General features: G+C 70.4%; 25 protein-coding genes. 11 read left to right on the top strand and 14 right to left on the bottom strand.

Annotation, left to right across the window (positions count from 1 at the left end):
• The first annotated feature begins 40 nt into the window (after nt 1–40).
• The 3 genes from ACYCO6_RS12280 to ACYCO6_RS12270 all read left to right on the top strand — a co-directional run bounded on the left by ACYCO6_RS12280 (nt 41) and on the right by ACYCO6_RS12270 (nt 1,166).
• A complete protein-coding gene (locus tag ACYCO6_RS12280) occupies nt 41–295 on the top strand; it encodes a hypothetical protein (protein ID WP_459772043.1) in 255 nt (84 codons plus the stop codon).
• Nucleotides 296–414: 119 nt separating this feature from the next.
• The gene (locus ACYCO6_RS12275; RefSeq protein ID WP_459772042.1) at nt 415–648 is read left to right on the top strand and encodes a DUF6894 family protein; all 234 of its coding nucleotides are present in this window, start codon (nt 415–417) and stop codon (nt 646–648) included.
• Between the two features lie 89 nt (nt 649–737).
• On the top strand, nt 738–1,166 hold the full coding sequence (locus tag ACYCO6_RS12270) for a hypothetical protein (protein WP_459772041.1): 429 nt from the start codon (nt 738–740) through the stop codon (nt 1,164–1,166).
• A gap of 49 nt (nt 1,167–1,215) precedes the next feature.
• On the opposite strand, the gene ACYCO6_RS12265 is transcribed toward ACYCO6_RS12270, so the two are convergent.
• The 4 genes from ACYCO6_RS12265 to ACYCO6_RS12250 all read right to left on the bottom strand — a co-directional run bounded on the left by ACYCO6_RS12265 (nt 1,216) and on the right by ACYCO6_RS12250 (nt 6,912).
• Nucleotides 1,216–1,509 (bottom strand): hypothetical protein, encoded by a 294-nt coding sequence (locus ACYCO6_RS12265; RefSeq protein ID WP_459772040.1) that lies wholly within the window; start codon nt 1,507–1,509, stop codon nt 1,216–1,218.
• A gap of 471 nt (nt 1,510–1,980) precedes the next feature.
• Complete coding sequence (locus ACYCO6_RS12260) at nt 1,981–2,988, bottom strand: diguanylate cyclase domain-containing protein (protein ID WP_459772039.1); 1,008 nt, start codon at nt 2,986–2,988, stop codon at nt 1,981–1,983.
• 344 nt (nt 2,989–3,332) lie between these two features.
• Nucleotides 3,333–5,360 carry a threonine--tRNA ligase gene (gene thrS / locus ACYCO6_RS12255; RefSeq protein ID WP_459772038.1) on the bottom strand — a complete coding sequence of 676 codons (2,028 nt, stop codon included), beginning with the start codon at nt 5,358–5,360 and terminating at the stop codon, nt 3,333–3,335.
• A 172-nt stretch (nt 5,361–5,532) separates the two neighbouring features.
• Entirely contained in the window at nt 5,533–6,912 is a 1,380-nt protein-coding gene (locus ACYCO6_RS12250; protein ID WP_459772037.1) for an RsmB/NOP family class I SAM-dependent RNA methyltransferase, read from the bottom strand.
• A gap of 56 nt (nt 6,913–6,968) precedes the next feature.
• On the opposite strand from ACYCO6_RS12250, the gene ACYCO6_RS12245 reads away from it, so the two are divergent.
• Nucleotides 6,969–7,190, top strand: a complete 222-nt coding sequence (locus tag ACYCO6_RS12245) for a DUF1674 domain-containing protein (RefSeq protein WP_459772036.1) — start codon at nt 6,969–6,971, stop codon at nt 7,188–7,190.
• 60 nt (nt 7,191–7,250) lie between these two features.
• The gene (locus ACYCO6_RS12240) at nt 7,251–7,559 is read left to right on the top strand and encodes a cupin domain-containing protein (protein ID WP_459772035.1); all 309 of its coding nucleotides are present in this window, start codon (nt 7,251–7,253) and stop codon (nt 7,557–7,559) included.
• 13 nt (nt 7,560–7,572) lie between these two features.
• Here the strand turns inward: ACYCO6_RS12240 and ACYCO6_RS12235 are convergent, their stop codons facing one another.
• Both ACYCO6_RS12235 and bluB read right to left on the bottom strand, forming a co-directional pair.
• The gene (locus ACYCO6_RS12235; RefSeq protein ID WP_459772034.1) at nt 7,573–8,082 is read right to left on the bottom strand and encodes a L,D-transpeptidase; all 510 of its coding nucleotides are present in this window, start codon (nt 8,080–8,082) and stop codon (nt 7,573–7,575) included.
• A 182-nt stretch (nt 8,083–8,264) separates the two neighbouring features.
• The gene (bluB, locus tag ACYCO6_RS12230; protein WP_459772033.1) at nt 8,265–8,903 is read right to left on the bottom strand and encodes a 5,6-dimethylbenzimidazole synthase; all 639 of its coding nucleotides are present in this window, start codon (nt 8,901–8,903) and stop codon (nt 8,265–8,267) included.
• Between the two features lie 352 nt (nt 8,904–9,255).
• Here bluB and ACYCO6_RS12225 point away from each other — a divergent pair, with 352 nt between their 5' ends.
• Nucleotides 9,256–9,630, top strand: coding sequence for a DUF2794 domain-containing protein (locus ACYCO6_RS12225; protein ID WP_459772032.1), 375 nt, complete (start codon nt 9,256–9,258; stop codon nt 9,628–9,630).
• Nucleotides 9,631–9,644: 14 nt separating this feature from the next.
• On the opposite strand, the gene ACYCO6_RS12220 is transcribed toward ACYCO6_RS12225, so the two are convergent.
• From ACYCO6_RS12220 to ACYCO6_RS12210, 3 genes are all read right to left on the bottom strand, one after another.
• Nucleotides 9,645–10,538, bottom strand: coding sequence for a dihydrodipicolinate synthase family protein (locus ACYCO6_RS12220; RefSeq protein WP_459772031.1), 894 nt, complete (start codon nt 10,536–10,538; stop codon nt 9,645–9,647).
• A 93-nt stretch (nt 10,539–10,631) separates the two neighbouring features.
• Nucleotides 10,632–11,402, bottom strand: coding sequence for a Bax inhibitor-1/YccA family protein (locus tag ACYCO6_RS12215; RefSeq protein WP_459772030.1), 771 nt, complete (start codon nt 11,400–11,402; stop codon nt 10,632–10,634).
• A gap of 423 nt (nt 11,403–11,825) precedes the next feature.
• Nucleotides 11,826–12,551, bottom strand: a complete 726-nt coding sequence (locus ACYCO6_RS12210; RefSeq protein ID WP_459772029.1) for an SDR family NAD(P)-dependent oxidoreductase — start codon at nt 12,549–12,551, stop codon at nt 11,826–11,828.
• Between the two features lie 153 nt (nt 12,552–12,704).
• Here ACYCO6_RS12210 and soxR point away from each other — a divergent pair, with 153 nt between their 5' ends.
• Nucleotides 12,705–13,172 carry a redox-sensitive transcriptional activator SoxR gene (soxR, locus tag ACYCO6_RS12205; protein WP_459773538.1) on the top strand — a complete coding sequence of 156 codons (468 nt, stop codon included), beginning with the start codon at nt 12,705–12,707 and terminating at the stop codon, nt 13,170–13,172.
• Between the two features lie 82 nt (nt 13,173–13,254).
• On the opposite strand, the gene ACYCO6_RS12200 is transcribed toward soxR, so the two are convergent.
• Nucleotides 13,255–15,831 (bottom strand): ABC transporter permease, encoded by a 2,577-nt coding sequence (locus ACYCO6_RS12200; protein WP_459772028.1) that lies wholly within the window; start codon nt 15,829–15,831, stop codon nt 13,255–13,257.
• Nucleotides 15,831–16,532: an ABC transporter ATP-binding protein gene (locus ACYCO6_RS12195; protein WP_459772027.1), complete on the bottom strand. Its 702-nt coding sequence runs from the start codon at nt 16,530–16,532 to the stop codon at nt 15,831–15,833. Before ACYCO6_RS12195 ends, ACYCO6_RS12200 begins: the two co-directional genes overlap by 1 nt.
• Nucleotides 16,533–16,721: 189 nt before the next feature.
• Between ACYCO6_RS12195 and ACYCO6_RS12190 the strand changes: the two genes are divergently transcribed.
• Together ACYCO6_RS12190 and thpR are read left to right on the top strand one after the other, a co-directional pair.
• On the top strand, nt 16,722–17,321 hold the full coding sequence (locus ACYCO6_RS12190) for an arylesterase (protein ID WP_459772026.1): 600 nt from the start codon (nt 16,722–16,724) through the stop codon (nt 17,319–17,321).
• On the top strand, nt 17,321–17,860 hold the full coding sequence (gene thpR, locus ACYCO6_RS12185) for an RNA 2',3'-cyclic phosphodiesterase (protein ID WP_459772025.1): 540 nt from the start codon (nt 17,321–17,323) through the stop codon (nt 17,858–17,860). Before ACYCO6_RS12190 ends, thpR begins: the two co-directional genes overlap by 1 nt.
• A 162-nt stretch (nt 17,861–18,022) precedes the next feature.
• On the opposite strand, the gene coaA is transcribed toward thpR, so the two are convergent.
• The 3 genes from coaA to ACYCO6_RS12170 all read right to left on the bottom strand — a co-directional run bounded on the left by coaA (nt 18,023) and on the right by ACYCO6_RS12170 (nt 20,404).
• A complete protein-coding gene (coaA, locus tag ACYCO6_RS12180) occupies nt 18,023–19,012 on the bottom strand; it encodes a type I pantothenate kinase (RefSeq protein ID WP_459772024.1) in 990 nt (329 codons plus the stop codon).
• Complete coding sequence (locus ACYCO6_RS12175) at nt 19,009–19,332, bottom strand: phosphoribosyl-ATP diphosphatase (protein ID WP_020095338.1); 324 nt, start codon at nt 19,330–19,332, stop codon at nt 19,009–19,011. The genes coaA and ACYCO6_RS12175 overlap by 4 nt, the downstream gene beginning before the upstream one ends.
• Nucleotides 19,333–19,456: 124 nt before the next feature.
• Complete coding sequence (locus ACYCO6_RS12170) at nt 19,457–20,404, bottom strand: aspartate carbamoyltransferase catalytic subunit (protein WP_459772023.1); 948 nt, start codon at nt 20,402–20,404, stop codon at nt 19,457–19,459.
• 168 nt (nt 20,405–20,572) lie between these two features.
• Here ACYCO6_RS12170 and ACYCO6_RS12165 point away from each other — a divergent pair, with 168 nt between their 5' ends.
• Both ACYCO6_RS12165 and ACYCO6_RS12160 read left to right on the top strand, forming a co-directional pair.
• Nucleotides 20,573–21,433 (top strand): cytochrome b/b6 domain-containing protein, encoded by an 861-nt coding sequence (locus ACYCO6_RS12165; RefSeq protein WP_459772022.1) that lies wholly within the window; start codon nt 20,573–20,575, stop codon nt 21,431–21,433.
• Nucleotides 21,430–22,365: a molybdopterin-dependent oxidoreductase gene (locus ACYCO6_RS12160; RefSeq protein ID WP_459772021.1), complete on the top strand. Its 936-nt coding sequence runs from the start codon at nt 21,430–21,432 to the stop codon at nt 22,363–22,365. The genes ACYCO6_RS12165 and ACYCO6_RS12160 overlap by 4 nt, the downstream gene beginning before the upstream one ends.
• Nucleotides 22,366–22,622: the final 257 nt, after the last annotated feature.

Raw genomic sequence — 22,622 nt, 5'->3', positions numbered from 1 at the left:
CGTTCCGGTGGAGAGCGCGGCCCGCGTCGAGGAAACCGGAATGACCTTCAGGACCACCTTCGTGGTGCAGCCCTTCGAGCTGCACCGAAACCGCCTGAGGCCGGCGCGGCAGGAGCCTGCCCAGAGTGAGTTTGGCGCCCTCAAGAAAGCCGAGGCGCTCGCCGCCCGCATGCCGGGCGCGGCGGCGTTGAAGGTGGTCGCCGACGACGAGACCGGCGAGCTTGAGAGTGTGACGATCCTGGGCCAGTTCGGTGCCATCCCGGAGGATTTCGCCGAGACCCTTCAGGGCAGCTGACATCGGACTGCTCGTCACGTGCGACATCCGCGACGCGCGATTGCGGCGTTCTGGAAACTACGTAGAAACAACGGAGATCGATTCTTGCGGGCAGTCGCGCTCGCTGAGCCAAAGAAGCCGTGCCCCGTTATTTTATCGACCTCCATGACGGCGCCAATCTGGTCCGCGACCGCGAGGGTTTCGACTTTCCGGATCTTGCCGCGGCGCGGGCACAGGCCGTCCGGATGATGACGCGGCTGGCTCAGGGATTGGCGGATCCGCAGGTCCGGCAGGACTACATCATTGCCGTGCGCGATTCGCAGGGCGTGATCCGTCTGCGCCTGCGCCTGTCCTACGATGTCGAGCCCAGCTGAAGGCACTTCTTGCAGGGCCGGGTCGGGATAGCGCTGCGCCCGCCCGCGTTGACGTGGGCCGGCGCGGGCGCACGGCGTGGGGAGATCGGATGCGGCGTTCAACAGGTGGGGTCGGATCGCTCGCGGTGGCGCTCGCTCTTCTCTGCACCCTCGACCGTGCGGCGATGGCGCAGACCACGCCGCCGCCCCAGGTGGGCTCGGCCACGGCGACGCAGGACAACGCCGTGCTGCTGACGGTCTTCCTGCGCCATGACCAGTCGCGCCCGCTCGCCGAGTTGAACGCGCAGCTCGCCAAGCAGGGCTTCTACAAGGCATTCCCGCCGCCAGGGATCGAGGTCGTCTCCTGGAACGTGGTTATGGGGATCGGGCAGATCATCACGCTTCGGCTGCCGGCCTCCCGACTGCGCGAGGTCAACCGCGTGCTCGAGGATACCGCCTGGGGCGCCTACCGCACCGAGTTCTACCCGACCTACGATTACAAGGCGGTCGGCCTCGCGGAGCACGAGAAGGCGCGGTGAGCCCGGTCCTGGGCAGCGCCGTTTCGCCCGGGTGATCGCAGGCGCGCCCTCAGCGCTGGCCGCTGCCGCAGTTGCGCTGCTTGCAGCGCCATCCGGCCAGACAGGCTTGCACGTCCGCGGAGGGCTCGAAGGCCGGGGCAGCCGTCTCGTCCGTGCGGCAGACTCCGGAAGCCAGATGGACGGTCTCGTAGGCCGTCTCGCTCGATGCCAGGGTGACGGACCGATCCCGGGCGACGCGGGCCTGCAGCGCCGCGCAGGTCAGGCTCCGCGTGTAGACCCGCTCCTGCGCCGAGGCGCCGCTGGCGACGGCGACCAGGGCGAGAACCGAGATGAGGCGGGTCATGGATCCATCCGTGCGTTGCGGGCCGCTCATGGGACCCGCCCGTATCGCGCGTGTTTCCGAACTTCACCGGCTGATGGCAGGCGGGGGGGCCGGATCCCGTCTCCGACCCGCCCGGAATCCGCATCGGACAGCGGGGTCCCCTGCGGGCTCGGGCGGCCGGCTGGGCGGACCGGCCGCCGGCGCTTCGACAATTCTGGTGTCGGACCATGCTCCGGTCGGTCACAGTCACCGGGGCGCCGGCTTCAGGCGAAATGCGTCGGCAGCGAGAGGCTCTGCACGTAAAGAGTGAAAGCGATGGCACCGCCCATCAGGGTGGCGGCAAGGGTGTTGCGATTGGTCCAGGTCATCGTCAGTCTCCATCCGTTGACCGACTGCCGTCACGGAGTGGAACTGAGATAAGCCCAAGCTTCCGCGGCGGGCGTGTTCCGCGACACGTCGACGAGGGGCCGGACGCGCCGCCCGGCGACAGCCTCACGCGGGAGTCGCGGCCCTCGCCGGCGCCGAACCGAGAAGCTCCTCGTCCCAGAGGCACGGATGGCCCAGCCGCTTGGCCCCGTACATCGCCGCATCGGCCCGCTCCGCCAGCAACTGCGCCCGGGTGGCGTGCAGAGGGGCACAGGCGAGGCCAATGGCGGCGCCGACACGGACCGGTGAGTCAGCCCCAAGATCGTAGGGCTCGGCGAGCCGCGCATGCAGGCGGAAGGCGAAGGCCAGGGCCGGCGCCGGCGCCACGTCGCCCAAGAGCACCGAGAACTCGTCGCCTCCGAGGCGCGCGGCGATGTCCTCGCCGCCGAGTCCCTCCCTGAGCCGCTCAGCCAGCTGCCGCAACAGCGCATCGCCCGCGGCATGACCGAATCGGTCGTTGGCCGGCTTGAAGCCGTCGAGGTCGATGCACAGCAGGGCGCAGGTTCTGCCGCCCGGAGCCGCCAGGGCCCGGTCGAGCCGGGCCCCGAACAGGTAGCGGTTCGGCAAGCCGGTGAGCGGGTCGTGATGGGCCATGTAGCGCAGCAGCGCTTCCGCCCGGCGGCGCTCGGTTACATCCTCGTAGAGGGCGGCCCAGCCGCCTCCCACTTGCGGGTGAAGCGTGATCGCGATCTGGCGCCCGTCCGGACCCATCTGCAGCACGGTCGTGGCCTCGCCCCGGGTGAGTCGCCGCCGTGCCCCCCAGAGGTCGGTGAAATCCTGTCCAGCGTGCAAGATCCCGACCGTACTTGCCGCGCTCACCTCCCGGGCGTGCAGGCCGGGTCTGACGCGTCGGGCAGGCGGGCCGAAGAGCCGCCGGAAACCGTCGCTGACGAAGAGCAGCCGATCCGCGGCATCGAACAGGCAGAAGCCGTGGGGCAGGCTGTCCAGGGCCCGGATGATCCCTGCCGGGCCGAGCCGCCGAGCCCGGCCGGGCCCATCCTGCCGCTGGCCCAGCAGCGGCCGTCGATTGCGCCGCGCCAACCTCGCCGCAGCCTTGCCTGCTCGCGCCGCCATGACGGTCCCCCTCACCCGCCCGGCGCTCACCCACCGCGCGGCCGCCGGCTGAACCCGGCCGGAAATTAGTCGCCGCGGTTCATAGAATGGGATTCCTTTCGCCAACCTTGACGAGAGCGCGTCACGTTGAGCGATGCGTCGTGGTCTCGCGCGCGCAACCGAAGTCGAGCGGTTCCGCGCCTGCACGCGAGAATGATTCGAGGCTGCGGAGTGCGGGTCGAGCCGGCGGCTTCAGGCGCAATCCCGGCCTGCATTTCCGATCAGTGGATCGTGAAAGCCGGCCAATATTGCTATCAATGCGCTTCTTCTTGATCCGTATCAGAACAGGCTGAGCCGTAAGTGCCTTACGGCGCCGCCTGCACACCGTGGTGCCCGTCCAGCACCGTATCGCTGGTCGGGACCGTGTCGGCCACGGCCTGCGCCCGGCGGATATCCGGTGCGGTCGCCTCCTCGACGAAGGCTGCCACCGCCTCGGTCAGCGGCAGCGTGCGGGTCTGCTGGCTGCCCAGCCGGCGGATCGAGACCGTCCGCTCCTCCGCTTCGCGGCGGCCCAGAGCCAGCAGCACCGGCACCTTGGCGAGCGAGTGCTCGCGGACCTTGTAGTTGATCTTCTCGTTGCGCAGATCCGCCTCGACCCGCAGGCCCGCGCGTTCCAGGGTGCGCACGACCTCCTGCGCGTAGGCGTCGGCCTCTCCCGTGATGGTCGCCACCACCACCTGAATCGGCGCCAGCCAGAGCGGGAAGTGCCCGGCGAAGTGCTCGATCAGGATGCCGGTGAAGCGCTCCATGGAGCCGCAGATCGCCCGGTGCACCATCACGGGCGGCTTCCGGGCGCCGTCGGCGTCGATGTAGAAGGCGCCGAACCGCTCGGGCAGGTTGAAATCCACCTGCGTCGTGCCGCATTGCCAGTCGCGGCCGATGGCGTCGCGCAGGACGTACTCGAATTTGGGTCCGTAGAACGCGCCCTCCCCCGGATTGACCGCGGTCTTGATCCGGCCGGCCGACTGTTCTTCGATCTGCGCCAGCACCCGCGTCATCACCTCCTCGGCGTGGTCCCAGAGGGCGTCCGAGCCGACGCGCTTCTCGGGGCGCGTCGAGAGCTTCACGACGATCTCGTCGAAGCCGAAATCCGCGTAGGTCGAGAGGATCAGGTCGTTGATCTTCAGGCACTCGGCGGCGAGCTGATCCTCGGTGCAGAAGACGTGCGCGTCGTCCTGCGTGAAGCCGCGCACGCGCATCAACCCGTGCATGGCGCCGGACGGCTCGTAGCGGTGGACTACGCCGAACTCCGCGAGCCGCAGCGGCAGGTCGCGGTAGGATTTCAGGCCGTGCTTGAAGATCTGCACGTGGCCCGGGCAGTTCATCGGCTTGAGGGCGAACCAGCGCTTGTCCTCGGCCTCCTCGCCCGCTGATTGCGCGGCGAACATGTTCTCCCGGTACCAGCCCCAGTGACCGGAGGTCTCCCACAGGGCCTTGTCGAGGATCTGCGGAGCGTTGACCTCCGCGTAGTCGCCGCGGAGGCGCCGACGCATGTAGGCGATCAGCTCCTGGAAGATCGTCCAGCCCTTGGCGTGCCAGAAGACGACGCCCGGCCCCTCCTCCTGGAAGTGGAACAGGTCCATCTCGCGACCGAGCCGGCGGTGGTCGCGGCGCTCGGCCTCCTCCAGCCGGTGCAGGTAGCTGTCGAGATCGGCCTGGTTCGCCCAGGCCGTCCCGTAGATCCGGGTCAGCATCGGGTTGTTCGAATCACCCCGCCAGTAGGCGCCCGCGACCTTCATGAGCTTGAAGGCGGTGCCGACCTTGGCCGTCGAGGTCATGTGCGGGCCGCGGCAGAGGTCAAACCACTCGCCCTGCCGGTAGATCTTGAGGTCTTCGCCCTCGGGGATCGCGTCGACCAGCTCGACCTTGAACTGCTCCTGTTTGTCGGCGAACAGCGCCCGCACGTCCTCGCGCTTCCAGACCTCCTTCGTGAAGGGCGCATCGCGCGCGATGATCTCGCGCATCTTCGCCTCGATCTTCGGGAAGTCCTCGGGCGTGAACGGGTTCTCTCGGTAGAAGTCGTAGTAGAAACCGTTCTCGATCACCGGGCCGATCGTGACCTGCGTCTCCGGCCAGAGCGACTGCACCGCCTCGGCAAGCACGTGCGCGCAATCGTGGCGGATCAGCTCAAGGCTGCGCGGGTCGGTGCGATCGAGGAACTCGATGCGCGCGTCGCGCTCGATGGGATCATCGAGGTCGGCGACCGTGCCGTCCAGCGCCATCGCGACGGTGCGCTTGGCCAGCGACTTGGCAATACCCTCGACCACGCTGCGGCCGGAGGTGCCGGCGGCGATGTCCCGGGTGTTGCCGTCGGGGAAGGTGAGAATCGGCATGACAGCGTCTCCAGGCTCAGTCCTGCATACGCGGCAGGTAAGCGTCTTCGGGGGAGCGGCCGTGTAGACCGATTCTTTCGGAGAGGGAACCGAGCACGACGCGCCGACCTGGGGCTGTGAAGGCCGGCGCAGGCTGCCGGACCCTGAAGGCCCGCCTGTCGATCCCGCTCCATCACGTGTGCCGGTGCAGGCGGCTCGCGAAGAAGCCGTCGAGCCCGCCGCGGGCGCCCGCGACCTCGGGAAGATGGCACGGCAGGGTGCGCAGATCGCCGTTGGCGTCGATCAATTCGGTGGCTCCGCCGACCTCCTCGGGCCGGACCGGCACGCGCGCGAACCGGGTGTCGCGCGCCAGGAAGGCGGCGATTTGCGCCTCGCCCTCCTCCGGCTCCAGCGAGCAGGTGCAGTAGACGAGCTGGCCCCCGGGCCGCACCAGCCCGGCCGCGTGGTCGAGGAGTTTGGCCTGGAGGGCGGCCAGCCGCGCGATGTCGCCCTCCGACTTCGTCCAGGCCACGTCCGGGTGGCGCCGGATCGTGCCGGTGGCCGAGCAGGGCGCGTCGAGGAGCACCGCGTCATGCTCCTGCGTCTCCAGGGCCAGAGCGTCGGCGACCACGATCTCCACATCGAGGCCTAGCCGCGCGACGTTCTCGCGCAAGCGCTCCAGCCGCGGCGCCGACCGGTCGACTGCGGTGACGCGCGCCCCGGCGGCGGCGAGCTGCATCGTCTTGCCGCCGGGGGCGGCGCAGAGATCGAGGATCCGCGCGCCGGGCTGAGGTGACAGGAGCCGGGCCGGGAGAGCGGCGGCGGCGTCCTGTACCCACCATGCGCCGTCCTGAAAGCCCGGCAGCTCGGGGATTGCGGGTCCGTTCTCCGGCAGCCGAAGGGACCCGGTCGGGAGCGTCACGGCGCCGAGCCGCTCGGCCCAGTCCGTCGGATCGCCGCGTGGGGTCAGGTCGATCGCCGCTCCCGCGAGATGGGCTTGCGCGATGGCGCCCGCGCGCTCCGGCCCGTAGGCCGCGCACCAGCGGCGGGCGAGCCAGTCCGGCGTATTGGTCGCCAAGGGATCGGCGCCCTCCGCCAGGATCGCGTCGCGCTCCCGGGCGACGCGGCGCAGCACCGCGTTGACGAGGCCCGCGAGATGCGCGGTGCGATTGTCCGCTTTGGCGAGCCGCACCGCGAGGTCGACGGCCGCATGGTCGGGAATTGCGAGGTCGAGGATCTGGGCGCAGGCGGTGGCCAGCAGCGCCGTGAGCTGGGGCTTGGCGGCGGGGAGCCCGCGCTCCAGCCGCTGGCCAAGCGCCGCGCGGATCATCCCGTAGCGCCGGAAGGTCGCGACCGCGATGGCCCGCGCCAGGGCGGCATCCGCGGGCGCCAGCGTCTCGGACCGGATCGCCTGGGCGAGCGCCTCGTCCAACGCGGGCGGCCGGTCCTGGCCGATCAGGGCGACGACCGCCTGCATCGCCGCGCGCCGGGCCGCGAGGCCCGCCGTATCCGGACCGGATCCGCCCGTCGAAGTCCCGTCCCGCGTGTTGCGGCCTTTGTCCCGCGATGCCACTTCTGCTCCAGAACCGAGTTTTCTCAGATCCACGCCCTCACACCCGAGCGAGCGCGATGCAAGACCCGAACGGAAAAGACTCGACCGGTGACGCGGCCGCCCCGCGCAAGCTCAGCCCTGCGGCGGAGCGTGCCCTGGCCGAGGCGGCCGAGCGCCGCGCGGCGATCGATGCCCGTGCCGCCGCGATCAGCGCCAAACCCGAGCGCCAGGGCCGCGGCGGCCTTGAGCCGGTGCGCTACGACGACTGGGAGGTGAAGGGCCTCGCGGTCGACTTCTGACGCCGGAACGCGGCGGCCCCGGCCCCGTTCCCCCTGCTTCACGGACAGGGAGGCGACACGATGGCGACGAAGGTATCGGCCCGCGGCGCGGCCGAGGGGCCGCACGGCGAGATCACCCTGGCCCGGGGTGAGCGTCTCGGGATGCGGATGTGGCGGGCCGAGGAGCCGAACGCCGACAAGCCGCCGAGCACCTCGCCCTACGAGACCGTGGGCTACGTGATCAGCGGCCGGGCGGAACTGGTGGTCGGCGGTGAGACCGTGCCGCTCGCCGCGGGCGATTCGTACTGCGTGCCGGCCGGTGTCGAGCACACCTACCGGATTCTCGAGACCTTCACGGCCGTGGAGGCCACTGCGCCGCCGGCCGGCTGAGCGCGGCGTGTCCTCAATGGGTCATGTAGACCGGCGTGCCCACATCGACGCGCGCGTAGAGGTCGACCACGTCCTGATTGTACATCCGGATGCAGCCATAGGACGCGTAGGTGCCCACCGAGCTCGGCCGGTTGGTGCCGTGGATGGCGTATTCGCCGCCCGCCAGGGTCATGGCCGCCGCGCCCATCGGGTTGTGCGGCGAGCCGCCGGCGATCAGGTTCGGCAGGCGCGGGTTGTCGCGTTTCACCTCGGCCGGGGGCGCCCAGGCGGGGGCGACGTACTTGCCGTCGATGGCGGCGGTGCCGAACCATTGCTTGCCGGGCCTGCCCACCGCCACGGGGTAGCGGATGGCCGTCCCGTCGCCGTTCACCAGGTAGAGCTTGCGCTGCGACACGCTGATCACGATCGAGCCCGGCGCGACGCCGCTTTGGAAGGGCACGATCTCCCGCGCCTCGGCCGCTCCGAAGCAACCCACCAGCATCGCGCCGGCCAAACCGAATAAAGCCGCCACCCGACCCGACATCACCTGTTCCTCGACAAGCAAGAGCCTCTGCGGCCGAGTAATTCACGGCCGAGCTTGTCGTTCCAGAAAAAGCTATGGTTGATGCGGGGCCGCTTCCCGAATCTGCCGGGCACGGTAAAAGAGCAACGTAAATCGAGCCACCCGGAGGCAGGTGACGATCGTAGATCTCTGCACGGGGCCGGTCAGCGCTCGAAGAGCGTGCAGCCGCGTTTGTCCTCGGCCTGCCAACCGTGGCGCTCGAGTTCCGGGTCGAGATGCTCCTCGACCGGATGGCCCACGCACAGGTAGGCCACGAGCTGCCACGTCTCCGGTACCGCCAGGATGGCCGTCACGCGGGACGGCTCCAGGATCGAGACCCAGCCGACGCCGATACCCCGCGCCCGGGCTGCGAGCCAGAAGCACTGCACGGCCCCCACGACCGAGTAGGCCAGCGTCTCCGGCATGCTGGCCCGCCCGAGGCCGAGGCCGGACTCCGTCGCCGCGTCGCAGAAGGCCGCCAGATGCACCGGCGCCTCGTTCAGACCGGCGAGCTTGAGAGCCCGATAACGTGCGGCGCGCGGCGCATCATAGCCCGCCGCCGCGGCGGCGTTGCAGCGGGAGAAACTCTCGGCGACCGCGGCGCGGCGCCCGGGATCCGAGACGCGGACGAACCGCCAGGGGCGGCTGTTGCCCACGGATGGAGCCCGATGGGCGGCCGCCAAGCAGGCACGCAGGTTCGCCTCGTCTACCGGGTCCGTCCGGAAGCGGCGCACGTCGCGGCGCCACGCGAACAGCGCGTCGAGGTCGTGGACGAAAGCGTCGTCGAAAGCGGGCGGACCCATGATGGGTTGGCATACCCGCATCCCGGTCCGAACCGGAACTAGAAAAAAGGCCGCCCGGTCGGGCGGCCTGAAGTCTTGGGTCTCGAAACCTCGGAGTGCCGGATCCCGGGATCCTGAACGGCGACCGATGGCTGGGGAGCTGGGTCTCGGGCGCCGGCCAGGCAGGATCTGGCGAGGTTCGACTGTTGTTGTGCGAGCGCAACGCGGCCCGCAAAAGGCATGAATGGGGCGGAACCGTGTTTTTTGTCGCTTGGGCGTGTCCTAATCGACACAGTGTCCTGCCTTGGCCGCCCTTGCGAGCCGCCGTGGTGGGAGCCATCATCCAGCAAAGGATCAATGCACGGGAGCGGTGATGACGGAGAGGACGAGCGCCGGGCCGAGGCCCGACGAAGTGGCGGGCCATGTCATCCCCTTCCCTGCCCGAGCGGCGCCGCCGCAAGTCGCCTTCAACCGGGACGAGCTGCGCACGATCTTCAACCTCTACGGAAGGCAGGTCGCCGCGGGCGAGTGGCGCGACTACGCCCTCGATTTCCGCCGCGACAAGGCGGTATTCTCGATCTACCGCCGCGCCTCCGAGATGCCGCTCTACCGCATCGAGAAGGACCCGAAGCTCGCCCGGCGCCAGGGCGCCTACGCGGTGATCGCCGCCAGCGGCCTCGTGATGAAGCGCGGGACGGAGCTTGCCCGGGTTCTCGCCGTGCTTGAGCCACCGCCTAGGGCGGTCTGACCGGCGCCGGGATTTCAGGACAGGCTCATCCGGCCCAGGGTCGCGGCGACCGCGGCTCGGATTTCAGGAGGAAGCGGCTGGATTGGCCGCGGCGGCTCGGCCCGGCAGAGGCCCAAAAGATCGGCCAGCGCGTAGACGACCCGCAGGCTCGAATGCGCCTTGAACAGCGCCCAGAGCGGCTCGAGTTCCGCGTTGAGCGCGCGCGCCCGCGCGAGGTCGCCCGCCTCGACGGCCCGCACGATCGCCAGGCAGGTCCGGGGAAACAGCCCGCCGGCGACGCTGAACCAGGCCGCGCCGCCCGCGATCAGGGTCTCGGTGACGTTCCAATCGCCGCTGAAGCCGATGGGGAAACAGGCCGGAACGGCCTCCCGAAGCGCGGCGACGCCGGCTGCCGCGGCGGCCGGTTCCGGCGCCGCGCACTTGGCGGCCACGATCCCGGGCAGGCGCGCGATGCGGCCGATCAGGTCCGGCGTGAACCGGAAATGGGTGGTGGCAGGGTTGTCGTAGAGAACGATCGGCAGGCCGCCCTCGCCCGCCACCGCCTCGAAATGCGCGAAGACCTCCGCGTCGGTGAGCGGCGTGTAGGACACGGGGGCGAGGAGGCCCGCATCCGCCCCGGCCGCTCGCGCGTCCTGGGCCAGACGGATCGCGTCGTCGGTGCGCAGCGCGCCGATGCCGACCAGAAGGGACACCCGTCCCCCGATCGCCGCGGCGGCGATGGTCACGGCCCGGCGCCGCTCCTCTCGGGTGAGGTACGCGTATGTCCCGGTGCTCCCGAGCAGGCCGATCGAATCGACCCCGGCGGCGATCAGGGGCTCCAACAGCCGGCGCAGCGCATCGGCGTCGATCCGGCCGCCGGCATCGCTCGGGGTGATCGGAAAGGCGGAAAGGCCGGAGAGCTTTGGCATGGCGAAAGCGTAACGCAGCGGGCTCCGTCGGGCAGGCAAAAAGAAACCCCGGCGGTCTCCCGCCGGGGTTTCTCAACACTCAGTCCGTCCGGCCTAGCGGCGATCGCCGATCAGGCTCAGCAGGAACTGGAACATGTTGATGAAGTCGAGATAGAGCGTCAGGGCGCCGTTCACCGACACCTTGGCCGCGGTCTCACCGTCGAAGCCGCCGTAGAGATACATCTCCTTCAGCTTCTGGGTGTCGTAGGCGGTTAGCCCCGCGAAGATCAGCACGCCCAGCACCGAGATGGCGAACTGGAGGGCCGACGACGCGAAGAAGATGTTCACCAGCGACGCGAGGATGATGCCGATCAGGCCCATCATCAGGAACGAGCCCATGCCCGAGAGGCTGCGCCGGGTGGTGTAGCCCCACAGGCTGAGCGATCCGAAGGCCGCTGCCGTGATGAAGAACACCTGCACCACGCTCGCCCCGGTGAAAACCAGGAGGAGCGAGGACATCGAGGCGCCCATCACCGCCGCGAAGGCCCAGAACATCGTCCGCGCGGAGGCGGCCGACATGCGGTCCATCCGCATCGAGAAGACGAAGATGAACGCCAGCGGGGCGAGCATAAGGACCCACTTGAGCGGGCTTAGGTAGAGGGCCTGACCGAAGGGCGTCAGGATCGGGCGCGTGCCCTGGTAGGCCGCGACCGAGGCCATGTTCAGCCCGAGCGCGACCAGACCGGAGATGCCAAGCCCGACGACCATGTTGTTGTAGACGCCGAGCATGAAGGTGCGCAGGCCCTGGTCGACCTCGACCTGGGTGCCGGCGTAACCGGTCGGCTGCTGGGCGCCGTACCGGAAGGGGCTGTTTTCGAATGCCATGGGAGTTTCCTTGCGGAGGCTCTCTCAGCGTGGTGTTCGGGCGAGGCCCACGCAGGACCTCTGGCGCCAGGCTGGCGCCTCGGCCAGGAATATGTTGCGCGGCCGCCCGAGACACAAGTCCCCAGCCACGGTTGGCACCTCGGTTTTCCGTGTCCGGACGATGTATTTTTGTCCATCTCGCCAGGGATTAAAATGCATTGTCCGCTGTGTGACGAGTGGTTCGACTAGCGGTTGCCGCTACTCTCCCGGTCGAGGACCGCTGAGCAAAGTCTTAAGGATGTGCATCACGCCGGGCGGGGCGCCGAAGTGCCGCGCTGCGCGCGGGAGCAGCTTCCGGCGCCCGCGCGCAGCACTGGGACGATCGGGACTCCGCCCCGACTGGGCGGGGTCGGCAGGGCCGGGGCCCCCGGATGCGGGCGGCGTTTACCAGGGTAGCGCGCCCTGCTCGTTCGCGAAGATCCCGGTCGGCCCGTCCGCGCCGAGCAGCGCGTAGGCGATCGCGACGGCCGCCGCCTGCTCGGGCGTGCGGGTGCCGGCGTAATGGGTCGCCTCCGTGGCCGTATAGCCGGGGCAGATCGCGTTGACCTTGATCCCCCTGTCCCGGAGCTGGGCCGCGTAGCTCAGGGTCAGCGAGTTCAGCGCCGCCTTGGAGGCTTGGTAGATCGGCATGCTGAAGCCGGCGAAGGCCCAGTCCGGGTTCGCGCGCAGGCCGAACGAGGCCAGTTCGGACGAGACGTTGACGATGCGGGCGCGCTCCGACGCCTCCAGCAGGGGCACCATCGCGTCGGTGAGGAGAATCGGACCGAGGACATTGACAGCCATGGTCCGCCTCAGACGGTCGGAGGCGGTGAGCATCGGGTCGTGATCCACGCCGATGCCGGCGTTGTTCACCAGGATGTCCAGGTAGCCGTAACCCTGCTGGACCAGTTCGGCGAGGCGGTCGACGCTCAAGGCCGAGGTGGTGTCCAGCTTGACGGGGCGGACCTGCAGCCCCTCGGCGCGCAGGGCGTTGCAGGCCGCCTCGCCCTTGCCGAGGTCCCGGCATCCGAGCAGCACCTGGGCGCCCGTCCGGGCGAGGCCGGCGGCGATGGCCAGCCCGATGCCGCAGTTGGCGCCGCTGACTAGGGCTAGGGTGGGCTTCGCGTTCATGTCGTGGTTCCCGCTCCGTCGGGGCCGGAACGTGCACGCCCAGAGAGCGCGGGAGCGTCGGCCCGGAAGTGCCCCGGCTACCCGGCCGAGGAGCTTGCACCGGCAAGCCGACACGCTTATCGAACCTCAAGCATAGTTGAGGTCAAGGGGGTGTTGGCCGTGGGTGTGCGGGCGGGACTTCCCCAGCTCCTGACGGTCGGCGAGGTCGCGCGCCGCAGCGGCATCGCGGTCTCGACGCTGCATTTCTACGAGGCGAAGGGCCTGATCGCGTCGATGCGGACCGAGGGCAATCAGAGGCGTTTCTCGCGCGACATCCTGCGCCGCGTCGCGATCATAAGGGTGGCGCAGGGGCTCGGGATTCCGCTGGCCGAGATCGCCGTTTTGCTGAAGCCGATCCCGGCGGGGAAGCAGCCCACCGCGGCCGAGGTGCGGGCGATGGTCGCCGGCTGGCGCACCGCGCTCCAGGCGCGCATCGACGGGCTGACCCGGCTGCGCGACCGGCTGGACGGCTGCATCGGCTGCGGCTGCCTATCCCAGGCGGAATGCCCGCTCCGCAACCCGTCCGACCGGCTCGGCCGCCAGGGCACGGGACCCGTGCTCCTGCAGCGCCAAGGCGGCTGACGGGAGTGGAGGCGCGCGGGATCGACCGTCCGAGCCGTCCGCGCCCCCGTCCCAACGTGTTGCGCCGCGGCCGGGACCCGGTTCAGATCTGCCGCAGGTATGGCGCCGGCTTCTGCCCCAGGATCCGCCACGTGCCGAGAAGCCCGAGCAGGATCGCCAGGGCCACGGCGGCGGCCGCCGCGATGAGCGCGCCCGACAGGTCGAGGCGGAAGTCGAGGTGCATCACCTTGGTGACGATCACCCAGCCGGCGAGCGTTCCGGCGGCGAGACCGAACAGGGCGGTGGCCAGACCCAGGGCCGCGTACTCGATGGCATAGGCGGTGAGCAGCCGCGACCGGCTGGCGCCCAGAACCTTGAGCACTACGGCGTCGTAGAGCCGCGCCCGGTGCCCGGCCGCGATCGCGCCGGCGAGCACGAACAGGCTCGCCAGGATCGCCACCGCGCTCGCCCCGCGGATCGCCAGGACCAGCCGGCCGACGAGATCGCCGATCGCGTCCAGCGCGTCCTTGACCCGCACGGCGCTCGCCGACGGGAAGGTCTTGGCGACGTCGCGCAGGATGTGGTTCTCGGCCGCCGCGTCGGTGCCGCCCGGCAGCGTCAGGGTGGCGAGGTCGGAATGGGGCGCGCCGCGGAAGGTGCCGGGGGAGAAGACCATCACGAAGTTGATACCGAGGTTGCGCCACTCCACCCGCCGCAGGTTGAAGATCGTCGCGGTGAGGTCGCGGCCCAGCACGTTCACCGTCACGGTGTCGCCGAGCTTGAGGCCGAGCTGGCGGGCGAGGTCGGCCTCGAACGAGACGAGCGGCTTGGCGCCCTGCTCGGCGCTCCACCACGCGCCTTCGGTGAGGCTCGAGCCCTCCGGCACCGTGTCGGCGTAGGTGATACCCCGGTCGCCGTCGAGCACCCAGGCCGCGTCCTCCGGGGGCCGGATCTTGCTCGCCGGCACGCCGTTCAGGGCGACGATCCGGCCGCGCATCATCGGCACGTCCTCGACCTTCCCGTTCGGCGCCGAGCGGGCCAGGAAGTCCCGGAACGCGCCCGCGTCGCGAGAGGGAATGTCGAGGAAGAACAGGTTCGGCGCCCGGGCCGGCAGGGTCGCGCTGATCGTGCGGCGGACATTGGCATCGATCAGGCTCAGGGTGACGAGCAGCGTCACCCCGAGCCCCAGCGACAGGACGATGGCGGGCGTCAGCGCCCCGGGCCGGTGAAGGTTGGCGAGCGCCATCCGCGGCGCCGGCCAGCGCGGGTGCGGCAGGCGGCGGGCGAGCGCCATCAGGCCGAGCGCCACCCCGTGCAGCAGGCCGAAGGCGATGGCGGCGGCCGCAATGAAGATCAGCGCCACCCGCCGGTCGAAGGCGGTGGCCACCGACAGGGCCACCAGGGCCGCAAGGCTCGCGGCCAGCCAGATCCGGTAGCGCCAGCGCGGGCTCACCCTTGCCGGGTCGACCGTGTCGCGGAACAGGCCCGAGACCGGCACGTCGTGGGCGCGCCCGAGCGGCGTGATCGCGAACGCGAAGGCGGTGAGGAGCCCGTAGGCGGCGGCGAGCGCGAGCTCGCCCGGGGCGAGGGTCGGGTTCAGCGGCAGCGGCAGGTCGGCGGCGAACAGGGCCTGCAGCAAGAAGGGCAGGCTCGCGCCGATCGCGAGGCCGATGACGGTGCCGAGGCCGGCGATCAGCATGACCTGCGTCAGGTAGAGGGCGACCACCTGCGAGCCCGGCGCGCCGACGCTCTTGAGGGTCGCGATCGAGGGCCGCTTGCGCTCCACGAAGGCGTGGACGGCGTTGCCGACGCCGACCCCGCCGACGATCAGCGCGGTCAGCCCCACAAGGGTCAGGAACTGCGTGAAGCGCTCGATGCTCTTGGCGAAGCGCGGATCGGCGTTGCTGCGCGACCGGATCTCCCAGCCGGCCTCCGGGGTCGCCGCGCGGATCCGGCCCTGCGCGGCGTCGAGATCGGCATCCTGCGCGCCGGGCGGCAGAAGGATCCGGTAGCTCCAGCGATTGAGGCTGCCGGGCTGGACGAGGCCCGTGGTGCGCAGCGCCGGCTCCGAGATCATCAGCCGCGGTCCGAAGCCGATGCCGCCGGCGATCTTGTCGGGCTCCGACACGATGGTGCCGCGGATCGCAACCGGATGTCCGGCCAGCGCGATCCGGTCGCCGACCTTGACGTCGAGCCGGGTGAGCAGAGCCGGGTCGGCGAGCGCGCCCGGCACCCCGTCCCGCTCCGCCAGCAGGTCCGCGAGCCGGCCCGGCGGGTTGGTGGCGAGGTCGCCGGCGGCGGGATAGGTCGCGGGGTCGACGGCTTTCAGCTCGACGAGCGCCGCGTCGCCGCTGCCCGCCACCGCCATGGCCCGCAGGGAGGCCACCACGTCGAGCCGGCCTTCCCGCGCCAGGACCTGCCGCTCGGCGTCCGTCGCCTCGCGGTTGATCAGGTTGTAGGCGAGGTCACCGCCGAGGATCCGGCGCCCCTCGCGGCCGAGCCCGTCCGAGAGCGAGCGCGAGATCGACGCGACGCCGGCGATCGCCGTGACGCCGAGCGCGATGCAGGCGAGGAACACCGCGAAGCCGCTGAGGCCGGCGCGCAGCTCGCGGAGCGCCAGACGCAGGATGAGCGGGACGCGTCTGGGCGCGGGGTCAGGACGGGTGATCGTGCCGTGCATCAGGCGGTCACCGCCTCCTCGATCCGCCCCGAGCGCAGGCGCACGGTGCGGTCACACAGGCGGGCGAGGCCGTTGTCGTGGGTGACGAGGACCAGGGTTGCGCCGCGGTCGCGCTTCAGCCGGAACAGGAGATCGACGATCTGACGGCCGGTGGCCTCGTCGAGATTGCCGGTGGGCTCGTCGGCCACCAGGATCGCCGGATCGGGGGCGACCGCCCGGGCGATGGCGACGCGCTGCTGCTCGCCGCCGGAGAGCTGCGCCGGGTAGTGGTGCAGCCGGTGCCCGAGGCCGACGGCCTCCAGCTCGGCCCGGGCGCGCTCCAGGGCGCCAAGCCGGTCGGCGAGTTCCAGCGGCAGCGCCACGTTCTCCAGGGCCGTCATGGTCGGCACGAGGTGGAAGGCCTGGAACACGATGCCGATGCGGCGGCCCCGGAAGCGGGCGAGCGCGTCCTCGTCGAGGTGGACGAGATCGGTGTCCTCGATGACCACGCCGCCGGAATCCGGCCGCTCCAGCCCGGCCATGACCATCAGCAGCGTCGATTTGCCCGAGCCGGAGGGGCCGACCAGGCCCACCGCCTCACCGCGGTCGACGGTGAGCGAGATGCCCCGCAGCACGTGGACCCGCGCGGCGCCGCGGCCGAGGCTGAGATCGATGTTCGACAGCGCGATTGCGGGCTCGCGCGGCACCTTGCTTTGGCTCACCGGGCGGCCGATCTGTGGGCAATGACGAGCATGGCGCGCGAGGTCCTCGGTTGGCTTCGGTCTTGGCTGCACGGGCCGCGGGTGCACCGCGATATGGGTTCCGCATTGGGGCCACGCCATGACGAAGGCGGTGTGTTCCGGCGCACGGCCCTGTTTGCCGCAGCGCTAGCGGTCCTGATGGTCCCTTTCATGACAGCACCGCGGGCCGCCTCTGGCGGCCCGATCAAGCTCGTCGCCCTGGGCGACAGCCTGACCGCCGGATACCAGCTGCCCGCCGACGCCGCCTTCCCGACCGTGCTGGAGCGGCTGCTCAGGGCCAAGGGCGAGGACGTGACGGTGGCCAATGCCGGCGTCTCCGGCGACACTGCCACCGGCGGCCTCGACCGGGTCGACTGGTCGGTTCCGGACGGGACCGCTGGGGTGATCCTCGAACTCGGCGCCAACGACATGCTGCGCGGCACCGACCCGAAGGTGACCGAGGGGGCGCTGACCGCGATCATCGAGCGGCTGAAGGCGCGGGGCATCCCGGTCCTGCTCGCCGGCATGCAGGCCGCACCCAATCTCGGGCCCGACTACAAGGCGCGCTTCGACGCGATCTATCCGGATCTCGCCAAGCGCTACGGGCTGACGCTCTACCCGTTCTTCCTCGATGGGATTATCGGCGACCGGGCGCAGCACCTCGCTGACGGGCTGCACCCGAACCGCCAGGGCGTCGAGACGATCGCGTCCCGCATCCTGCCGACGGTAAGCACGTTCCTCGACCGCCTTCGCCAGGGATCCATGCGCTGATGCCCCGCCTGTTCACCGGGCTCGCCGTGCCGCCGGAGATCGCCGACGCGCTCAAGGCCTATCAGGGCGGCCTGCCCGGCGCGCGCTGGATCGAGCCGGGGGACTTCCACGTGACCCTGCGCTTCCTCGGCGACGTCGAGGCGACCGTGGCCGACGACGTCGTGGAGGCGCTCGGCGAGATGCGGGCGCGCCCGCTCCTGACGGTGACGCTCGACGGGCTCGGCATCTTCGGCGGCGGCAAGCCACGGGCGCTCTACGCGTCGGTGGGCCCGAACCCGGACCTGATCGATCTCCAGGCCGAGCAGGAGCGGCTGATGCGTCGCGCCGGTGCGGAGCCGGAACGGCGGAAGTTCACCCCGCACGTGACCCTGGCGCGCCTGCGCCGCGACGCGACGCCGGAAGCGGCCGCCATCTATCTCTCGCAAGCGCCGGTCTTCGCACCGCTCTCTTTCGCCGTGGATTGCGTGACGCTGTTCTCGGCGCGGGAATCGACCGGCGGCGGGCCGTATCTCGCGGAGGCGGAGTTCCCGTTCGCGTGAGCCGGTCGGTCCAATCTTCTCCCTCATCCTGTGAGGTGCCGGAGCGCAGAAGGCCTCGAAGGAGGCCTCCAGATAGCTCCGCGATCCCTGGAGCCCTCCTTCGAGGCCCGCTTCGCGGTCATCTCAGGATGAGGTGGAGGGGGGGCGGACGCCCGAACTGGCCTACAGCCGCCGCAGCGCCACGCTCTCGATCCGGTGGCTCGCGCCCTTGGTGAGGATCAGGCTCGCCCGCTGACGCGTGGGTAGAATATTCTCGCGCAGGTTCGGCAGGTTGATCGTGGTCCAGAGCCGGTCGGCGATGTCCAGCGCCTCGGCCTCCGGGATCTCGGCGTATTTCCGGAAATAGGAGCGTGGGTCCCGGAACGCGGTCTGCCGCAGCTTCATGAAGCGGGTGACGTACCAGCGGTGCAGGTCGTCCTCGTGGCCGTCGAGATAGATCGAGAAATCGAAGAAATCGGAGACGAATGGGATCGCGGTGCCATCCCGCGGCAGGCGGGCGGGCTGGAGCACGTTCAGGCCCTCGACGATCAGGATGTCGGGGCTCTCCACCACCCGCTCCTCCCCGGGCACCCGGTCGTAGACGAGGTGCGAGTAGAGCGGCGCGGTCACGCGCTTGTGGCCGGCCTTCACGTCGTGGAGGAAGCGCAGCAGGGCGGCGGTGTCGTAGCTTTCCGGAAAACCCTTGCGCTCCATCAGCCCGTTGGCGGCGAGATCGGCGTTGGGCAGCAGGAACCCGTCGGTGGTGACGAGGTCGACCTTCGGGGTGTTGGGCCAGCGCGCCAGCAGGGCGGTCAGGATGCGGGCCGTCGTCGACTTTCCCACCGCCACCGATCCGGCGAGCCCGATGATGTAGGGCGCCTTGGTCTCGCGCTCGGCCATCAGGAAGCGCTGCGTCGCCTTGAACAGCCCCTGGGTCGCCGCGACGTAGAGGGCGAGCAGGCGCGACAGCGGCAGGTAGATCGCCACGACCTCCTCGACCGAGATCGGGTCGTTGATCGATTGCAGCCGCTCCAAGTCCTCCTGATTGAGGGTGAGCGGCGTGTCGGCGCGCAGCTGCGCCCATTCCTCGCGGCTGAAGCGGCGATACGGCGAGAGCCGGTCCGATGCGTCGAGGATCGCCTCGACCGAGCCCGGCAGCGCGGCCGCGTTCACGCGTGGCGCCTCGCGGCCTTCTCGGCGATGCCGCTCTGGGCGGTGCGCCGCTCCAGCTCGGCCATCACGGCGTCGAGCTCGACCCCGCCCGCCCGGAGCAGCACGACGAGATGGTAGAGCACGTCCGCAGCCTCATTCCGCAGGCCGGTCTTGTCGCCCTGCACGGCCGCGATCGCCGCCTCCACCGCCTCCTCGCCGAGCTTCTTGGCCGCCTTGGCGGGTCCCTCGGACAGGAGCTTGGCCGTGTAGGAGGTGGCCGGATCGGTCCCGGCGCGGCTCGCCACGAGGGCGGCGAGGTCGGCGAGCGTGTAGGCGGTCATGAAACGATCTGCATGTTACGACGGCCCCTTATACAGATCAGGGCCGGATTTCGGCAGGAAACTGCGCCACGGCCGCCCTGCGGGCAAGCGGGACGGGTGAAGGCCGCCCGGCTTTGTCCGGGGCTCACTCGTTCGGCAGGTGCCGGGCGAGCGCCTCGAGCACGGCCATGCGCACGGCCACGCCCATCTCGACCTGCTCGCGGATCAGCGACTGCGCGCCGTCGGCGATCTCGGAGGAGATCTCGACGCCGCGGTTCATCGGGCCCGGATGCATCACCAGGGCGTCGGGCTTGGCCAGCGCCAGCTTCTCGCCGTCGAGGCCGAAATAGCGGAAATACTCCTTCACGGAGGGCACGAACGAGCCGTTCATGCGCTCGCGCTGGAGGCGCAGCATCATCACGATGTCGCAGCCGACGAGACCCTTGCGCATGTCCGTGAAGGTCTCGACGCCGAAGCGCTCGATCCCGGCGGGCAGCAGCGTCGAAGGGGCGATCAGGCGCACGCGGGCGCCCATGGCCTGCAGCAGGATGATGTTCGAGCGCGCCACCCGCGAGTGCAGGACGTCGCCGCAGATCGCCACCTGCAGGCCCTCGATCCGGCCCTTGTTGCGGCGGATGGTCAGCGCGTCGAGGAGCGCCTGGGTCGGATGCTCGTGGGCGCCGTCCCCGGCATTGACCACCGCGCAATCGACCTTGCGGGCGAGCAGGTGCACGGCGCCGGCCGCTTCGTGGCGCACCACGATGATGTCGGGGCGCATGGCGTTCAGCGTCGCGGCCGTGTCGATCAGGGTTTCGCCCTTCTTCACCGAAGACGAGGCGACCGACATGTTCATCACATCGGCGCCGAGCCGCTTGCCGGCCAGCTCGAAGGAGGATTGCGTCCGGGTCGAGGGCTCGAAAAACAGGTTGATCTGCGTGCGGCCCCGCAGGGTCGTGCGCTTCTTCTCCACCTGCCGAGAGATGTCGACGGCGGCGTCGGCGGCGTCGAGCAACCCCTCGATGTCGGGCCGGGTCAGGCCCTCGATGCCGAGGAGGTGCCGGTGCGGGAAGGCCGGGGGCGGAGGCGTCGTCATGATGAGGCCCGGGTGTAGGTGGGGCGCGCCGTCCCGGCAAGGCGGGCCCTCGCCTGCGGCCTTTTTTCCGGCGGATGGTAACCGACGGGACCTGCGCCACGTATCAGCCCGGACGGTCGGGATACGTACGCTTCCCGGCTTCGCGACGCCTGTCCGGGATCCCGATACGTGGCCGCCTCCCCTGCCCTCGAAGCGCCCGAGACCGTCGACCGGCAGGGGCGCCGCTGGTTCTACCGCCACCCGCTGGTGATCCGGCTGGCGCACTGGATCAATGCCGTGGTGCTTCTCGTGCTGCTGATGAGCGGCCTGCAGATCTTCAACGCCCACCCGGCGCTCTACTGGGGCGCGGTCTCGACCTTCGACAATCCGGCGCTCGCCATCACCAGCGAGCAGGGCCGCGACGGCACGACCCGCGGCGTGGTGACCTTGGGCGCGCGCAGCTTCGACACCACCGGCGTTCTTGGCCTGTCGCGCGAGAGCGGCACCGAGGTTGAGCGGGCCTTCCCGTCCTGGGCGACGCTGCCCGCCTACCAGGATCTCGCCACGGGCCGGCGCTGGCACTTCCTGTTCGCCTGGTTCCTGGTGATCAACGGTGCGATCTATCTGGCGTACGGGTTGTTCAGCGGACAGCTCCGCCGCCGCCTGATCCCGGACGGAGACCAGATCCGCGATTTCGGCGGCTCCGTGAAGGAGCACCTGCTCCTGCGCTTCCCCGAGGGCGAGGAGGCCAAGCGCTACAACGTCATCCAGAAGCTGACCTACCTCGTCGTGGTGCTGGGCCTCCTGCCCGCCATGGTGCTCGCCGGCTTGGCCATGTCTCCGGGCATGGACGCCGCCTGGCCCTGGCTCACCGAGCTGTTCGGCGGCCGGCAATCGGCGCGCAGCGTCCACTTCATCGCCGCCGGCCTGATCGTGCTGTTCGTGGTCGTCCACGTGCTGCTCGTGATCGTCTCCGGGCTCGTCAACAACATGCGCGGCATGATCACCGGCTGGTTCAGCCTCGGCCGCGACAAGGAGGCCGCGCGATGATCCTCCACCGCCGCACGCTCCTCAGCGCAGGCGCCGGCCTGATGGGCACCGCCCTGCTCGGCGGCTGCGACCGATTCGCCGGGACCGACACGGGGCGCCGGACCCTCCAGGCCGGCGAGGACGCGAACCTGTTCGTCCAGCGCCTGCTGATGTCCCCCGCGACCCTGGCCCGGGAGTTCCCGGCCTCGATGATCTCCCCCTGGTTCAAGCCGAACGGCTCGATCGATCCGCCGGACCGGGGCTATCGCAGTCTGGCGGCGAAGAAATTTGCCGATTTCAAGCTGACGGTCGACGGGCTCGTCCAGTCGCCGCTGTCGCTCAGCCTCGCGGATCTGCGCGCCCTGCCGTCGCGGACCCAGATCACCCGTCACGATTGCGTCGAGGGTTGGAGCTGCATCGGCCAGTGGGCCGGCGTACCCCTCGCGGAGGTGCTAAAGCGGGCCGGGCTGAAGCAGCAGGCGCGCTTCGCCGTCTTCCACTGCGCCGACACGCTGGAATACGCCGGCAGCCAGGAGGGGGCCACCCTCTGGCGCCCGGACGGTCCTGGCGCGGTGCGCGAGGCCTACGTGCAGCTCGCCGCCGCCGAGGATTGGGGCGGTGCGCCCACCGCCACCGACGCGCCCAAGGACGATTGGGGTCAGGCCAGCCCCGCCGCGGAGCCCCAGGATAGGCGCACGCCGATCCGCTACTACGAGAGCATCGACCTCTACGACGCCTTCAATCCGCAGACGATCCTGGCCTACGACCTCAACGGCAAGCCGCTGCCGGTCTCCAACGGGGCGCCCCTGCGCCTGCGCGTCGAGCGCCAACTTGGCTACAAGCAGGCCAAGTACGTGATGCGGGTCGAGATGGTGGACTCGCTCGCCGGTATCGGCCAGGGCAGCGGCGGCTATTGGGAGGATCGCGGCTACGAGTGGTACGCGGGGATCTGAGACTCGGTCGACGGGATTCGAAGCCCTCGGCTTCGTCCAACCCGCCCCCTCATCCTGAAGTGCCTGCGCTTCGCTTCGGCACCTCGGGATGAGGGGGGAGCATCGGAGTTCCCAAGAGGCTGCGCATTCCACCAGAGGGATGGCCTAGCCCAGGCGGGTCCGAAGGTCTGGCGGCCTGAGGCTTTGTCCGATCACGAGATGCAGAGCAGCAACGCTGCGCCTGCTTCGAGGCGCAGCGGGTCCCGATGTCCGACCCG

Source organism: Methylobacterium sp. CM6257 (genome assembly GCF_054611515.1).
Note: the sequence above shows the minus strand (reverse complement) of the source record. Positions and strands in the feature narration are given on the sequence as shown.

Coding starts and splice junctions, on each gene's coding strand:
- bluB (WP_459772033.1), bottom strand. CDS start 8,903: ATGGGTCCGCCCGCTTTCGACGACGCTTTCGTCCACGACCTCGACGCG.
- ACYCO6_RS12265 (WP_459772040.1), bottom strand. CDS start 1,509: ATGACCCGCCTCATCTCGGTTCTCGCCCTGGTCGCCGTCGCCAGCGGC.
- ACYCO6_RS12280 (WP_459772043.1), top strand. CDS start 41: ATGACCTTCAGGACCACCTTCGTGGTGCAGCCCTTCGAGCTGCACCGA.
- ACYCO6_RS12235 (WP_459772034.1), bottom strand. CDS start 8,082: ATGTCGGGTCGGGTGGCGGCTTTATTCGGTTTGGCCGGCGCGATGCTG.
- ACYCO6_RS12260 (WP_459772039.1), bottom strand. CDS start 2,988: ATGGCGGCGCGAGCAGGCAAGGCTGCGGCGAGGTTGGCGCGGCGCAAT.
- ACYCO6_RS12175 (WP_020095338.1), bottom strand. CDS start 19,332: ATGACCGCCTACACGCTCGCCGACCTCGCCGCCCTCGTGGCGAGCCGC.
- ACYCO6_RS12220 (WP_459772031.1), bottom strand. CDS start 10,538: ATGCCAAAGCTCTCCGGCCTTTCCGCCTTTCCGATCACCCCGAGCGAT.
- ACYCO6_RS12225 (WP_459772032.1), top strand. CDS start 9,256: ATGACGGAGAGGACGAGCGCCGGGCCGAGGCCCGACGAAGTGGCGGGC.
- ACYCO6_RS12160 (WP_459772021.1), top strand. CDS start 21,430: ATGATCCTCCACCGCCGCACGCTCCTCAGCGCAGGCGCCGGCCTGATG.
- thrS (WP_459772038.1), bottom strand. CDS start 5,360: ATGCCGATTCTCACCTTCCCCGACGGCAACACCCGGGACATCGCCGCC.
- ACYCO6_RS12240 (WP_459772035.1), top strand. CDS start 7,251: ATGGCGACGAAGGTATCGGCCCGCGGCGCGGCCGAGGGGCCGCACGGC.
- ACYCO6_RS12200 (WP_459772028.1), bottom strand. CDS start 15,831: ATGCACGGCACGATCACCCGTCCTGACCCCGCGCCCAGACGCGTCCCG.
- ACYCO6_RS12245 (WP_459772036.1), top strand. CDS start 6,969: ATGCAAGACCCGAACGGAAAAGACTCGACCGGTGACGCGGCCGCCCCG.
- ACYCO6_RS12170 (WP_459772023.1), bottom strand. CDS start 20,404: ATGACGACGCCTCCGCCCCCGGCCTTCCCGCACCGGCACCTCCTCGGC.
- ACYCO6_RS12190 (WP_459772026.1), top strand. CDS start 16,722: ATGACAGCACCGCGGGCCGCCTCTGGCGGCCCGATCAAGCTCGTCGCC.
- ACYCO6_RS12215 (WP_459772030.1), bottom strand. CDS start 11,402: ATGGCATTCGAAAACAGCCCCTTCCGGTACGGCGCCCAGCAGCCGACC.
- ACYCO6_RS12210 (WP_459772029.1), bottom strand. CDS start 12,551: ATGAACGCGAAGCCCACCCTAGCCCTAGTCAGCGGCGCCAACTGCGGC.
- ACYCO6_RS12270 (WP_459772041.1), top strand. CDS start 738: ATGCGGCGTTCAACAGGTGGGGTCGGATCGCTCGCGGTGGCGCTCGCT.
- thpR (WP_459772025.1), top strand. CDS start 17,321: ATGCCCCGCCTGTTCACCGGGCTCGCCGTGCCGCCGGAGATCGCCGAC.